At 55.7% G+C, this 13,936-nt stretch carries 11 protein-coding genes; 8 read left to right on the top strand and 3 right to left on the bottom strand.

Annotated features, from left to right (window positions below; genetic code table 11):
- The first annotated feature begins 200 nt into the window (after nt 1-200).
- The 3 genes from KW829_RS00575 to KW829_RS00565 are packed head-to-tail and all read left to right on the top strand — an operon-like array spanning nt 201 to nt 2,911.
- The gene (locus KW829_RS00575; protein ID WP_010431244.1) at nt 201-923 is read left to right on the top strand and encodes a DUF969 domain-containing protein; all 723 of its coding nucleotides are present in this window, start codon (nt 201-203) and stop codon (nt 921-923) included.
- Complete coding sequence (locus KW829_RS00570; RefSeq protein WP_218307385.1) at nt 920-1,906, top strand: DUF979 domain-containing protein; 987 nt, start codon at nt 920-922, stop codon at nt 1,904-1,906. The genes KW829_RS00575 and KW829_RS00570 overlap by 4 nt, the downstream gene beginning before the upstream one ends.
- Nucleotides 1,907-1,915: 9 nt before the next feature.
- Nucleotides 1,916-2,911 (top strand): DUF2891 domain-containing protein, encoded by a 996-nt coding sequence (locus tag KW829_RS00565; RefSeq protein ID WP_218307384.1) that lies wholly within the window; start codon nt 1,916-1,918, stop codon nt 2,909-2,911.
- An 87-nt stretch (nt 2,912-2,998) separates the two neighbouring features.
- Here the strand turns inward: KW829_RS00565 and KW829_RS00560 are convergent, their stop codons facing one another.
- Nucleotides 2,999-4,384, bottom strand: coding sequence for an MFS transporter (locus KW829_RS00560; RefSeq protein ID WP_218307383.1), 1,386 nt, complete (start codon nt 4,382-4,384; stop codon nt 2,999-3,001).
- A gap of 117 nt (nt 4,385-4,501) precedes the next feature.
- Here KW829_RS00560 and KW829_RS00555 point away from each other — a divergent pair, with 117 nt between their 5' ends.
- A complete protein-coding gene (locus KW829_RS00555; protein WP_214597550.1) occupies nt 4,502-5,407 on the top strand; it encodes a LysR family transcriptional regulator in 906 nt (301 codons plus the stop codon).
- Nucleotides 5,408-5,410: 3 nt separating this feature from the next.
- Here the strand turns inward: KW829_RS00555 and KW829_RS00550 are convergent, their stop codons facing one another.
- Together KW829_RS00550 and KW829_RS00545 are read right to left on the bottom strand one after the other, a co-directional pair.
- On the bottom strand, nt 5,411-6,868 hold the full coding sequence (locus tag KW829_RS00550; protein ID WP_010431227.1) for a Cu(+)/Ag(+) sensor histidine kinase: 1,458 nt from the start codon (nt 6,866-6,868) through the stop codon (nt 5,411-5,413).
- Nucleotides 6,858-7,541: a copper/silver response regulator transcription factor gene (locus KW829_RS00545; protein ID WP_010431225.1), complete on the bottom strand. Its 684-nt coding sequence runs from the start codon at nt 7,539-7,541 to the stop codon at nt 6,858-6,860. Before KW829_RS00545 ends, KW829_RS00550 begins: the two co-directional genes overlap by 11 nt.
- A gap of 190 nt (nt 7,542-7,731) precedes the next feature.
- Between KW829_RS00545 and KW829_RS00540 the strand changes: the two genes are divergently transcribed.
- From KW829_RS00540 to silA, 4 genes are read left to right on the top strand one after another with little or no spacing between them, the layout of a single operon-like run.
- A complete protein-coding gene (locus KW829_RS00540) occupies nt 7,732-9,117 on the top strand; it encodes an efflux transporter outer membrane subunit (protein ID WP_218307382.1) in 1,386 nt (461 codons plus the stop codon).
- A gap of 29 nt (nt 9,118-9,146) precedes the next feature.
- A complete protein-coding gene (gene cusF / locus KW829_RS00535) occupies nt 9,147-9,488 on the top strand; it encodes a cation efflux system protein CusF (RefSeq protein WP_218307381.1) in 342 nt (113 codons plus the stop codon).
- Between the two features lie 11 nt (nt 9,489-9,499).
- On the top strand, nt 9,500-10,750 hold the full coding sequence (locus KW829_RS00530; RefSeq protein ID WP_218307380.1) for an efflux RND transporter periplasmic adaptor subunit: 1,251 nt from the start codon (nt 9,500-9,502) through the stop codon (nt 10,748-10,750).
- Between the two features lie 10 nt (nt 10,751-10,760).
- Nucleotides 10,761-13,901 carry a Cu(+)/Ag(+) efflux RND transporter permease subunit SilA gene (gene silA / locus KW829_RS00525; RefSeq protein ID WP_218307379.1) on the top strand — a complete coding sequence of 1,047 codons (3,141 nt, stop codon included), beginning with the start codon at nt 10,761-10,763 and terminating at the stop codon, nt 13,899-13,901.
- Nucleotides 13,902-13,936 lie beyond the last annotated feature (35 nt).

Raw genomic sequence — 13,936 nt, 5'->3', positions numbered from 1 at the left:
ACGTTCCTTAGCCAGAAATGTAAACTCATCGATAAAATAAGAACATTTTATTGATAAATTGTTTACATGTTTTTGAGGTTCAGATATAGCTTTTTAGCGCAGGTTTTGCGAAGCCTGCCAACAAAACACAACATCGCTCGCCGCAAATTAAAAAAATAGCCGTCGGCGCGCAACGCTCACTTTGGATAGGGTAAACGTTTATGGACGGTACTACGCTGTTGCCGCTGATCGGGATACCGATCGTGGTTATTGGTTTTGCACTGCGCTTCAACCCGCTGCTGGTGGTCGTGGTGGCGGGGCTGGCGACGGGTCTGCTGGTCGGGATGGATTTTGGGATGCTGCTGGAAACCTTCGGCGAGAAGTTCGTGAATAGCCGATCGCTGGCCACCTTCATCCTGATCCTGCCGGTGATTGGTCTGCTGGAATACTACGGGCTTAAAGAGCGCGCCCAGGCCTGGGTGGCGAAGATCGCCAGCGCCACCTCGGCGCGTATTCTGATGCTCTATTTTGTCGCGCGTGAAGGGACCGCGGCGCTGGGTCTGATGTCTCTTGGCGGCCATGCCCAGACGGTGCGCCCGCTGCTGGCCCCGATGGCCGAAGGGGCGGCGCTGAATGAATATGGCGAACTGCCGCAGCATATCCGCGACAAAATCAAAGCCCATGCCGCCGCGTGCGACAATATCGCGGTCTTTTTTGGCGAAGATATCTTTATCGCCTTCGGTGCGGTTCTGCTGATTGACGCCTTCCTGAAAGAGAACGGGATCCAGGGGATCGAACCGCTGCATATCGGACTGTGGGCTATTCCCACCGCCATTGCGGCATTAATTATTCATATGACGCGCCTGCTGCGCCTGGATGCCAGCATTCGTCGCGACGTCATGGCCTGGCGTGCAGAGCAGGGGAAACAGGAGGTGGCGCAATGATGACGCTTATCACCATTAACCGCGTGTACTACCTCATCGGCTTTGTCGTGATGCTGCTGGTCGTGATGACCCTGCGCGATCGGGCTAATCCGAAGCGTTTTACCACTGCGCTGTTCTGGTTTTTATTCGGCGGGATCTTCCTGTTTGGCGATCTGATGGTGCAGGAGCTGGGGAAATCGCTGGCGTACCGGATCATTGGCGGCGGCGTCATCGCTATCGCGCTGCTGGCGGGCTTTGGTCTGGTCGGGAAAGGGCACTATAAAATGGCCTCCGACGAGGAGCGCATTGCCTCATCGAACCGGCTCAAAAACTGGCTGTTCCTGCCCGCTCTGATGATCCCGGTGGTGACGGTTATCGGGACGCTGTTCCTGAAGGGCGTGTCGATTGGTGGCGTTTATCTTCTCGACCAGAAACAGCTTACCCTGGCGGCGCTGTGCGTGGCCTGCGTCGCGGCGATCCTCACCGGATGGTGGCTAACGAAGGGTACCCCGCTGCACGCTATCCGCCAGTCTCGTCGTCTTGTCGACACCATCGGCTGGGCGGTGATCCTGCCGCAGATGCTGGCGATGCTCGGCGGCGTGTTCGTGGCGGCCAATACCGGCGATTCGGTGCAGAAGGTGGTCAGCCTGTTCGTGAACCCGAATAGCCGCTTCATGCTGGTGGTGATTTACTGCGTGGGTATGGCGCTGTTTACCATGATCATGGGTAACGCCTTTGCCGCTTTCCCGGTATTAAGTGCCGGTATCGCCTTACCGTTCCTGATTAACGTGCATCACGGCAACCCGGCACCGCTGCTGGCGATTGGCATGTACGCGGGCTACTGCGGCACGCTGATGACGCCGATGGCCGCGAACTTCAATATCGTTCCCGCCGCGCTGCTGGAGCTGAAAGACAAATATCAGGTGATCAAGATCCAGATCCCGACCGCGTTAACCCTGCTGGTGGTGAACGTGTTCTTAATGTATTTCCTCGTGTTTCGCTAAGGAGCTGATATGGAATTAACGCAACATCAGGCAGACGCGTTTGCCCGCATGCCTTTGACCTATTTGCGCCAGGAATACCCGAACCACATCATGCACCTGCTGAATGATGATGGCGATGTTCTACCGCCTCGCGAGCTGCACCCCATTTTCTACGGCTGTTTTGACTGGCACTCGGCGGTGCACGGCTACTGGCTGCTGCTGCGCTGCGTGCGCCTCTATCCTGAGCTACCGTGTCGGAATGAAATCGTCGCGCTTATCGACGAGCATCTGACCGACGAGAACGTGGCGAAAGAGCTGGCCTATTTCACCGCGCCGTTCCGCGCGTCGTTCGAACGTCCGTATGGCTACGGCTGGCTGCTGGCACTGGCTCATGAGCTGAAACAGTCGTCGCTGCCGCAGGCCGCAGTCTGGTACCAGACGCTTGAGCCGTTAACCCAGGATATTCGCAACCGGCTGGTGGATTATCTCAGCAAGCTTACCTATCCGATCCGCGTCGGAACGCACTACAACACGGCGTTTGCCCTCGCGCTGGGGCTGGATTACGCCCGTGCCGTGCAGGACAGCGGGCTCGAGCAGGCAATTCTGACGGCGGCTGAGCGGTTTTATCTCGCGGATACGCGCTATCCTGCGCACTACGAACCGGGCGGCGATGAGTATATTTCCGGCGCGCTGACCGAGGCGCTGCTGATGAGCAAGGTAACGGATAACTTCCCGGCATGGTTCGATAAATTCCTCCCTGATGTAGAGACAGTTGCGGCACTGATGAACCCGGCGGAGGTGAGCGACCGTACCGACCCGAAAATTGCCCATCTGGACGGGTTAAACCTCAGCCGCGCCTGGTGTATGAAGCACATTGCAAAGGCGCTGCCGGAGAACCATCCGGGACAGCAGGCGCTGCGTGATGCCGTGGCGAAACATTTGACGGCAAGCGTTGAGCACGTGGTGGGCAGCCACTACAGCGGCGGGCACTGGCTGGCGAGCTTTGCGCTGCTGGCGCTGGAGTAAATAAACGCGTCGTCTTTTTTGCCGGGTGGCGCTGCGCTTACCCGGCCTACATTGTAGGCCCGTGCAAGCGTAGCGCCGCCGGGCGAATCAGGCTGATGCCCGAACGGCGGCGCGCAGTCGGCTCAGGCTAAACAACACCGATCCGGCTGAGGCTACCACCGCAGTCCACAGCGCAAAGTGAACGGCCTGGTCCGAGCCCGTCGTCGCAGCCAGCCAAACGCCTATCACGGCCGCCCCCAGACACTGCCCGAAGGTCCTGACGATGGACAATACCCCGGACGCATAGCTGGAATTCTCGCGCGCCACGTTAGCGAGCATTTCCCGATTATTGGGGCTCTGGAAGCAGCCAAACCCAATACCGCACACCAGACTGCGCAGGCAGATATCCCATGTGGGAGGGCTTGCGGGTAACGTCGCCAGCAGGATCAACCCAACGGCAAAAATCATCAGCCCGATGGTGGAAATCAGCGGCGCGGAAATCGTATCTGCCCAACGGCCCGCGTGAGGGGCAATCAACACGATCCCAATCGGCCAGGGCGTGAACAGAAGGGCCGATTCCAGCGGGCTGTAGCCATACACGCTCTGAAACAGAAACGGCAGCGCGATAAAGGTGATGCCCTGGCTCACAAATGACGCAAGTGAGGTGAGTGCGGCGAGCGTAAAGCGGCCGTTGCGGAAGATAACGGGGGGCAGCAAGGGGCTTTGGACGCGGCAAATATGCCAGATGAAGGCGGTGGCGCTGAGCAGGGCAATACCCGCCCAGAACGCCGCCTCATGGCTGACGTGCTGGAAACTGTTCGCGGTCATGATCGTCGAACCTAACAGTATCGCCGAGAGCACCGCACCTGTGGTGTCAAAGGGCGTTTTACTGGAAGCCGAACCGCGCGGTAGCGCCTTCCAGGCCAGCAGCAGTGCGACACTTCCCGGAACCATGTTAATTGCAAACAGCCATTCCCAGCGCAGCGCCTCCAGGATCGTGCCGCCCAGCACCGGCGCTATGGCCGTGCTGGCGGCAATCAGCAGGGCGTGTAGCCCCAGAACGCGGCCAAGCAGTCGTCCAGGGAAAACGGAGCGCAGTATCGCCGGAGCGATGCTCAACGTGGCCGCGCCACCGATACCTTGCAAAACGCGCATCCCGATCAGCATATCCGGCGTCGTCGCCAGCGCGCAGCCAAGGGAGGTAAGCGTGAACGTCGCAAGACCCGCCAGAAACACCGGGCGATAGCCCTTGCTCGCTGCCAGCGCCGCGAAGATAGCCAGCGTCATCGCCGCCGACAGCAGGTAACCGTTGGCAAACCATACTGCGACATTCGCAGAGACCTGCATCGCGCTCGCCATGGAGGGCAGCGCTACGTTAATCATGGTGCCATCAAAGACGCCCATCAGCGTGGTGGTCATCAGCGCGACCATGACCCGAGCACGTTCATGTCCCGGTAATCCCTCATCGCCGGGCTGGTTTGAAAACAGCGTCATGATATTTACTCCAGAAAAGAATAGTGATGACGAAACTATAATCATGGGGTATACAAGGCGGAAGACGCAGCCTGTGCATTCATTCGTTGCGTATAACGCCTTATATGAGGAGATAACGTGACCGACCCTGATTTCAATTTGCTGGTTGCCCTTGACGTTTTGCTGGTTGAAGCCAGCGTAGCGGCTGCGGCGCGGCGTCTAAACCTGAGCACCTCCGCCATGAGCCGAACGCTGAGCAGGCTGCGTGAAGTGACCGGCGATCCGATTCTGGTTCGGGCCGGACGTCACATGGTGCTGACGCCCTGGGCAGAAGCCACCCGGGACCGGGCCAGAAACGCCGTGCACGAGGCGAGGGCGGTGCTCCAGCCCTCCACCGAGACGCTAAACGTCCAAACTCTGGCACGACTTTTCACCATTCGGGCAAATGATGGCTTCGTGGTGGCCTTTGGTCCTGCCCTGATTGCCGCCGTTGCCGCGGCTGCACCTGAGGTCTGTATACGCTTCGCACCGAAGCCTGAAAAAACGTCGCGGTACCTGCGTGAGGGGCTGGTTGACCTGGAAATTGGCGTACAGAGCAACATGGGACCGGAGATACGTTTGCAGCGGTTATTTCAGGACCGGTTTGTGGGTGCGGTACGCAAAGGACATCCGCTGGCCGCGCTGTCGGCAATCAGCATCAACGATTATGTGTCATGGGGCCATGTGGTCGCCTCGCCCGACGGTTCGTTACACGGCTTTGTCGATGACGTTCTGGCGGAACAGAGTATGAAACGTAAAGTGGCCAGCGTGGTGCCGGGCTTCCCGACGGCGTTATCCGTGGCGCTGGCGTCCGATCTCATTGCGATGGTTCCCGCACTGTATCTGCGCAATCAAACCATGACGGAAAATTTGCACGTCTTCGAACTGCCGTTTAAAGCCCGGACCATTACGGTTTCCCAGATGTGGCACCCGCGAATGGAGCAGGATCCGGGGCACCGCTGGTTGAGAGAGAAAGTGCGCGAAGTCTGCCAGGTTGCGCAGTGAGCCTTAGCGCGTTATCGCCTTTGGCACAGACAAGATAAACCGCGTTGAGCGAGCGTCAGATTCCACACGCACTTTTCCATGATGGGCAACCACAATGGATTTGACGATGGCAAGCCCGATCCCGCTGCCTTCGCCTTTACGTTGCCTGGACGGATCCACCCGATAGAAGCGGTCAAACAGTCTCGGCAAATGCGCTTCCGGGATGGGCGTGCCGGGGTTTTCAATCATCAGAACAAAATAGCTATCTTGTTCTGTGAGTGAAACGGTCACAGCCTGTCCTTCCGGCGTATAGCGCAGGGCATTGGATAACAGGTTATTGATTGCTCGCCTGAACATCTGGGGATCGCCTTCAACCAGGCAGGGCATCCCGTTGAATTTCAGCGTGATGTTGCGCTCTTCCGCCCAGGCCTCGAAGAAATCGAAAACTTTCATCACCTCTGCACGTAAATCAAACATGACCCGGTCAGGGATCAGCTGGTTATTATCTGCCTGCGCGAGAAACAGCATGTCGCTGACCATGCGGGTCATCCGGGTGTACTCTTCAAGGCTGGAATAGAGTACGTCTTCAAGCTCTTTCTGGGTCCGGTTCTGGCTTAGCGCAATCTCGCTCTGCGTCATCAGGTTGGTGATGGGGGTTCTGATTTCGTGCGCGATATCGGCAGAAAAATTGGCCTGACGGGTAAAGACATCCTCAATTTTTTCAATCATATGGTTGAAGGAGATCACCAGCTGTTCCAGCTCAACAGGCACGCGGGACGGCTCCAGCCGCACATCCAGATTTTCAGAGGTGATATTTTTGATAGCGGTGCTGACGTTACGCAGGGGCAGGTGTCCCTGGCGAACCGCGATGCGGATGACAAGAATAATCAGCACGCTGATAACAGCAGCAATCGCGAGCAGATTCTTTTTCAGCGCATCGAGGTAGTGAAGATGAAAATTGATGGAAAGCCCGATAAGCATGACGTAGTTCTGCGTTTTTCCCTGAAATGCAGCCGTTCCAGAAGAGGCGATAATTCGGTAGGTTTCCATTTTCATTTCGGGGCCGGAATGCGCGGGCATGGACGGATCTTCTACCGTCCAGAGAAACACATCCTGCGCGCGGCGGTGTGTGCCAAAATCCGCCGTATTTACCGCAGGCCGTAATGCCGCGCCTTGCGCTGAACTGAACAGTTCATTCCCCTGAGGATCCAGAAGCAGCACGGCGACGTTGCGGTAACTGGCAATCGACTCTTTGATTTTACTGACCTTTCGTTCATCGGGATCGGCCGGTGACTGCAGTATGCGGTGCATTGCGGTGCTGATTTGCTGCAGATCGCTAACATCCTGTTCGGCAAAATGCTTTTCAACCGAATGCAGCATAAACCAGGTAAAAGCGAAAAAAGCGAGGATCGTAGAGAGGCTGATAAAAAACGTCAGCCTCAGGGCAAGAGAGAATGGACGCCTGGCGGGCTTATTGTGCATCAGGTGCCTCCAGCATATAGCCGACGCCGCGGACGGTCTGGATCAGTTTCGGCTCATAATCATTATCTATTTTGGCGCGCAGGCGCTTAACCGCGACGTCGATGGCGTTGGTGTCGCTGTCAAAGTTCATGTCCCACACCTGCGAAGCAATCAGGGAGCGGGGCAGGACTTCGCCCTGATGCCGGATGAAAAACTCCAGCAGGCTGAACTCTTTGCTGGTTAACAGAATACGGTTTCCGGCGCGGGTGACCTTCCGGGAGATGAGATCGATCGTCAGGTCCGCCACGTTGAACTGGCTCTCGGCTATCGCTGTATTACCGCGCCTTAGCAGCGTTCTCACCCGAGCGAGAAGCTCAGCAAAGGCGAAAGGTTTTACCAGGTAATCATCTGCGCCCAGCTCAAGCCCCTTAACCCGGTGTTCAATCGTGCCGAGGGCCGTCAGTAACAGTATCGGCATCCCTTTCCCGGCAGAACGCAGCATGCGGACGATATCCCAGCCGTTCACATCAGGCAGCATGATATCCAGAATCAGCAGATCATACCCGGCGGTCATGGCGAGATGATATCCGTTCAGGCCATTGTCAGCGTAGTCCACCACAAAGCCCGCCTCCGTCAGCCCCTTGCTGAGGTATTCGCCTGTTTTAATCTCGTCTTCAACGATCAGTATTTTCATCTTGCTCCCCTGACTGGCTGCTAGCGACATTCTATTGCGCCGAAGGGCGTAATCAACGGCTTACGCTAAAAATGACAACATTGTCATTATCCTGTCACCGGGCAAACAGGATGATTTCGTTAGAGTAACCCTGGTAACACTCTGGACTTCATTGGAATCATTTACCAGGTCTGCCTGGACGAGAAGCGTTATGTTCACCTTAAAACGACTTAGCATCAGCACAATTTTCCTCCTTGCAGGCTGCGTCTCGCTGGCGCCTGAATACCAGCGCCCCGCGGCACCGGTCCCGCAGCAGTTTTCACTGTCTCGCAACGGTCTGATGCCCGCAGCGCAGAATTATCAGGACAGCGGGTGGCGCAACTTTTTTGCCGATCCGCAGGTGACAAGGCTGATCGCCGAGGCCCTGAGCAACAATCGCGATTTGCGCATGGCGGCCCTGAAGGTGGAAGAGGCCCGGGCGCAGTTTAACGTCACGGATGCAGACCGCTATCCGCAGTTGAATGCGTCGTCAGGTATTACCTACAGCGGCGGGCTGAAAAGTGACAAGCCGACATCACAAGAGTATGACGCGGGCCTTGAGCTTAGCTACGAACTCGATTTTTTCGGCAAGCTCAGGAACATGAGTGAGGCAGACAGACAAAACTTTTTTGCCAGCGAAGAAGCCCGCCGGGCGGTACATATTCTGCTTGTCTCCAGCGTGTCTCAGAGTTATTTCAGCCAGCAGCTGGCCTACAAACAGCTGCGTATTGCGCGCGAGACGCTGAAAAATTATCAACAGTCTTATGCTTTTGTAGAGCAGCAGCTGGTGACGGGCAGCACGAACGTCCTCGCGCTGGAACAGGCTCGTGGACAAATCGAAAGCACCCGCGCGGAGATTGCCAAAAGAGAGGGCGAGCTGGCGCAGGCCAATAATGCCTTGCAGCTTGTACTGGGCACGTATCGCGTGCTCCCGGCAGAAAACGGTGCGAGCGATAGCGCTATGACACCCGTAAAGTTGCCGCCCAATCTGTCATCAGACATTCTGCTTCAGCGCCCGGATATCATGGAGGCGGAGTATCAGCTGAAAGCGGCTGATGCCAATATTGGCGCTGCGCGAGCCGCTTTTTTCCCTTCCATTTCGCTGACAAGTGGACTTTCAACAAGCAGTACGGCGCTATCCAGCCTGTTCACACCGGCGAGCGGGATGTGGAATTTCATTCCTAAAATCGACATTCCTATTTTCAATGCCGGAAGGAATAACGCCAACCTGAAGTTGGCTGAAATACGCCAGCAGCAGTCGGTTGTAAATTACGAACAAAAAATTCAGGCTGCATTTAAAGATGTTGCTGATGCGCTCGCCCTGCGTGACAGCATTAACAATCAAATTGATGCGCAGCAGCGTTATCTGGATTCACTGCAAATTACCCTTCAGCGCGCCAGAGGATTATATGCCAGCGGCGCGGTGAGCTATATCGAAGTGCTTGATGCTGAACGCTCTCTTTTCACCACACAGCAAACCCTACTCGACCTGACCAATTCCAGACAGGTGAATGAAATTAATCTCTACACCGCACTGGGTGGCGGCTGGGTTGAATAAATTATTTATCATTTAACAGGACAATGAATATGCGTAATTCCATTAAAGCCGTTGTATTTGGTGCTCTCTCTGTGATGTTTTCTGCTGGCCTTCAGGCTGAAGTTCATCAGCATGGTGAAATGGCTGCTGCCAGCAACGCCGCTTCAGAGCAGGTAATCGAAGGAACCGGCATTGTGAAGGACATTGATCTCACCAATAAGAAAATCACCATTTCTCATGATGCTATCCCGGCGGTGGGGTGGCCCGCGATGACCATGCGCTTCACCTTTACCCAGGCTGACGAGAGTATTACGGCGTTAAAAGTGGGTAGCCAGGTTAATTTTTCGTTTGTGCAGCAGGGCAATATCTCTTTACTGAAGAGCATTAAATAGCGAGAAATAGCATGGCGTCTTTTAAAATAAAATATGCTGCAATGATTATTTCCAGCCTCATCGCAGGCGGGCTGATTTCAGTGACGGCCTGGCAGGCAATGCATTCAGTGGATAAAACAGAAAAGACAGTACCCGAGCGAAAGGTACTTTTCTGGTATGACCCGATGAAACCAGACGTTAAATTTGATAAACCCGGTAAATCACCTTTTATGGATATGGACCTGGTGCCGAAATATGCGGATGAAGACGACGAGAAAAGCAGCGCCGGTATTCGTATTGATCCGACACAGGTTCAGAATCTGGGATTAAAAACGCAAAAAGTCACGCAAGGGAAGCTGAATTATTCCCAGACCATCCCGGCCAACGTCAGCTATAACGACTATCAGTTTGTCATTGTGCAGGCGCGCGCTGAAGGTTTCGTTGAGAAGGTGTACCCGCTGACAACGGGCGACCATGTGAAGAAAGGTACACCGCTGATTGATATCACGATCCCGGACTGGGTCGAAGCGCAGAGTGAGTTTTTGCTGTTATCCGGCACCGGCGGAACGCCTACCCAGATTAAAGGGGTACTTGAGCGGCTGCGGCTGGCAGGCATGCCAGACGACGATATACAAAGGCTGCGCGCAAGCCGAACGATTCAGACCCGATTTACCATTAAAGCCCCCATCGACGGGGTGATCACCACGTTTGACCTGCGCACCGGAATGAATATTTCAAAAGATAAAGTGGTGGCACAGATTCAGGGGATGGACCCCGTCTGGATCAGCGCAGCCATCCCTGAGTCCATCGCGTATCTCCTGAAAGACACGTCGCAGTTTGCCGTTTCCGTACCGGCTTATCCGGACACATCTTTCCCCGTTGAAAAATGGAACCTTCTGCCGAGCGTGGACCCGGCCACTCGCACGCTGCAGGTGCGCCTGCAGGTTTCCAATAAAGATGAACGTCTGAAACCGGGTATGAACGCTTATTTGAAACTGAATACTCAAAGCCAGGACATGCTGCTGATCCCGTCTCAGGCCATTATCGATACCGGCAAGGAACAGCGCGTGATTACGGTCGATGCGGAGGGGCGTTTTGTGCCGAAACCGATCCACGTGCTGCACGAATCTCAGCAACAGTCCGGTATTGGTTCTGGCCTGAATGAAGGGGAGTCGGTGGTGGTCAGCGGTCTGTTCCTGATTGACTCTGAGGCCAATATTACCGGTGCGCTGGAGCGCATGCGGCATCCTGAAAAACATGACGACGCGCATGCTGGTCACTAAGGAGACGACGATGATTGAATGGATTATCCGGCGGTCAGTTGCCAATCGTTTTCTGGTGATGATGGGGGCGCTGTTTCTCAGCGTCTGGGGAACCTGGACCATCATCAACACGCCGGTCGATGCCTTGCCCGATCTGTCTGATGTTCAGGTTATTATTAAAACCAGTTATCCCGGCCAGGCTCCGCAGATTGTTGAAAACCAGGTGACGTATCCGCTCACCACCACCATGCTGTCGGTGCCGGGCGCAAAGACCGTGCGCGGGTTTTCCCAGTTTGGTGATTCCTACGTGTATGTCATTTTTGAAGATGGGACAGATCTCTACTGGGCCAGGTCACGCGTGCTGGAGTATCTGAATCAGGTGCAGGGTAAACTGCCCGCCGGGGTGAGCGCTGAAATCGGGCCTGATGCCACGGGCGTGGGCTGGATATTTGAGTATGCGCTGGTCGATCGCAGTGGAAAACACGATCTCGCGGAACTGCGATCTCTTCAGGACTGGTTCCTCAAGTTTGAACTGAAAACCATTCCGAACGTGGCCGAGGTGGCGTCGGTCGGCGGCGTGGTGAAGCAGTATCAGATTCAGGTCGATCCATTAAAACTGGCCCAGTACGGCGTAAGCCTGCCTGAGGTTAAGCAAGCCCTGGAATCGTCCAACCAGGAAGCAGGGGGCTCATCCATTGAAATCGCGGAAGCGGAGTATATGGTTCGCGCCAGCGGTTATCTCCAGACTCTTGATGACTTCAATAATATCGTCCTGAAAACCGGGGAGAACGGGGTACCCATTTATCTGCGTGATGTTGCTCGCGTGCAGACGGGGCCGGAAATGCGACGCGGTATTGCCGAACTAAACGGGCAGGGGGAAGTCGCCGGAGGCGTCGTGATCCTGCGTTCAGGCAAAAATGCGCGTGAGGTCATTACTGCGGTGAAAGAGAAACTGGAGACGCTGAAGGCCAGCCTGCCGGAAGGCGTTGAGATTGTCACGACCTACGACCGCAGCCAGCTTATCGACCGGGCCATTGATAACCTGAGCGGCAAGCTGCTCGAAGAGTTTATCGTGGTGGCCATCGTCTGCGCGCTGTTCCTCTGGCACGTCCGCTCTGCGCTGGTCGCCATCATTTCTCTGCCGCTCGGCCTGTGCATTGCCTTTATCGTCATGCACTTCCAGGGGCTGAACGCCAATATTATGTCGCTGGGTGGGATCGCCATCGCCGTCGGCGCAATGGTGGATGCCGCCATTGTGATGATTGAAAATGCGCATAAACGGCTCGAGGAGTGGGATCATCAGCATCCCGGAGAGCAGATTGATAACGCCACCCGCTGGCAGGTGATCACCAACGCCTCCGTGGAGGTTGGCCCCGCGCTGTTTATCAGCCTGCTGATCATCACCTTATCCTTCATTCCGATTTTTACCCTTGAAGGGCAGGAAGGGCGGCTGTTTGGTCCGCTGGCCTTCACGAAAACGTATGCCATGGCGGGGGCGGCCGCGCTGGCTATCATCGTCATTCCGATTCTGATGGGGTTCTGGATCCGGGGAAAAATCCCCGCTGAGAACAGTAACCCGCTGAACCGGCTGCTGATCGGAGCCTATCATCCGCTGCTACTTAAGGTGCTTCGCTGGCCAAAAACCACCCTGCTGGTTGCGGCGTTATCCATCTTCACGGTTATCTGGCCTTTAAGTCAGGTGGGCGGTGAGTTTCTGCCGAAGATCAATGAGGGCGATCTGCTGTATATGCCGTCGACGCTGCCGGGCGTCTCTCCAGCGGAAGCGGCAGCGCTGTTACAGACCACGGACAAGTTAATCAAAACCGTCCCGGAAGTGGCTTCCGTGTTTGGTAAGACGGGTAAGGCTGAAACCGCAACAGATTCCGCGCCGCTTGAAATGGTTGAAACGACCATTCAGCTTAAGCCGGAAGACCAGTGGCGGCCGGGCATGACGATTGACAAGATTATCGATGAACTGGATCAGACGGTTCGTTTGCCGGGGCTTGCCAATCTCTGGGTGCCGCCCATCCGTAACCGCATTGATATGCTCTCAACCGGGATCAAAAGTCCGATAGGGATCAAGGTGTCGGGTACCGTTTTGTCGGATATCGACGCAACGGCGCAGAACATTGAGGCGGTAGCCAAAACCGTGCCGGGCGTGGTCTCAGCACTGGCTGAACGTCTGGAAGGGGGGCGCTACGTTGATGTGGATATCAACCGTGAAAAAGCCTCCCGCTACGGCATGACGGTGGGCGATGTGCAACTCTTCGTCTCCTCCGCAATCGGCGGCGCGACGGTAGGTGAAACGGTTGAAGGCGTGGCCCGGTATCCGATCAATATCCGCTATCCGCAGGATTACCGGAACAGCCCGCAGGCGCTGAAGGAGATGCCGATCCTGACGCCGATGAAGCAGCAAATCACCCTTGGCGATGTGGCAGAGATTAACGTCGTTTCCGGTCCAACAATGTTGAAAACGGAAAATGCCCGTCCCGCCAGCTGGATTTACATTGATGCACGGGGCAGGGACATGGTGTCGGTGGTAAACGACATTAAGACAGCCATCAGCCAGAAGGTAAAACTGAGGCCGGGAACCAGCGTGTCATTCTCAGGACAGTTTGAGCTACTCGAGCATGCCAATAAAAAACTGAAGCTGATGGTGCCGATGACGGTGATGATCATTTTCATTCTGCTCTATCTGGCGTTCCGACGCGTGGATGAGGCGTTGCTGATCCTGATGAGCCTGCCGTTCGCACTGGTTGGGGGGATTTGGTTCCTGTACTGGCAGGGCTTCCATATGTCTGTCGCAACCGGAACCGGGTTTATCGCGCTGGCTGGCGTCGCGGCTGAGTTTGGGGTAGTCATGCTGATGTATCTGCGTCAGGCCATTGAAGCGCACCCGGAGTTGTCTCGTCGTGAAACGTTCACCGAGCAAGGGCTTGATGACGCCCTTTATCATGGCGCCGTGCTGCGCGTGCGGCCAAAGGCGATGACCGTTGCGGTGATCATTGCCGGTCTGCTGCCCATTCTGTGGGGTACCGGTGCCGGGTCAGAGGTCATGAGCCGGATAGCGGCACCGATGATTGGCGGGATGATCACGGCGCCGCTGCTATCGCTGTTTATTATACCTGCGGCGTACAAGCTGATCTGGTTGCGCAGGCATAAAAAGCCATAAAAAAACCCGCTGGTAGCGGCGGGTTTTTTACGGGA

This window comes from Enterobacter sp. ENT02, from assembly GCF_019219165.1.
Lineage (GTDB): Bacteria > Pseudomonadota > Gammaproteobacteria > Enterobacterales > Enterobacteriaceae > Enterobacter > Enterobacter mori.
The sequence above is the reverse complement of the archived record's forward strand: the minus strand, read 5'-3'. Positions and strand labels throughout refer to the sequence as shown.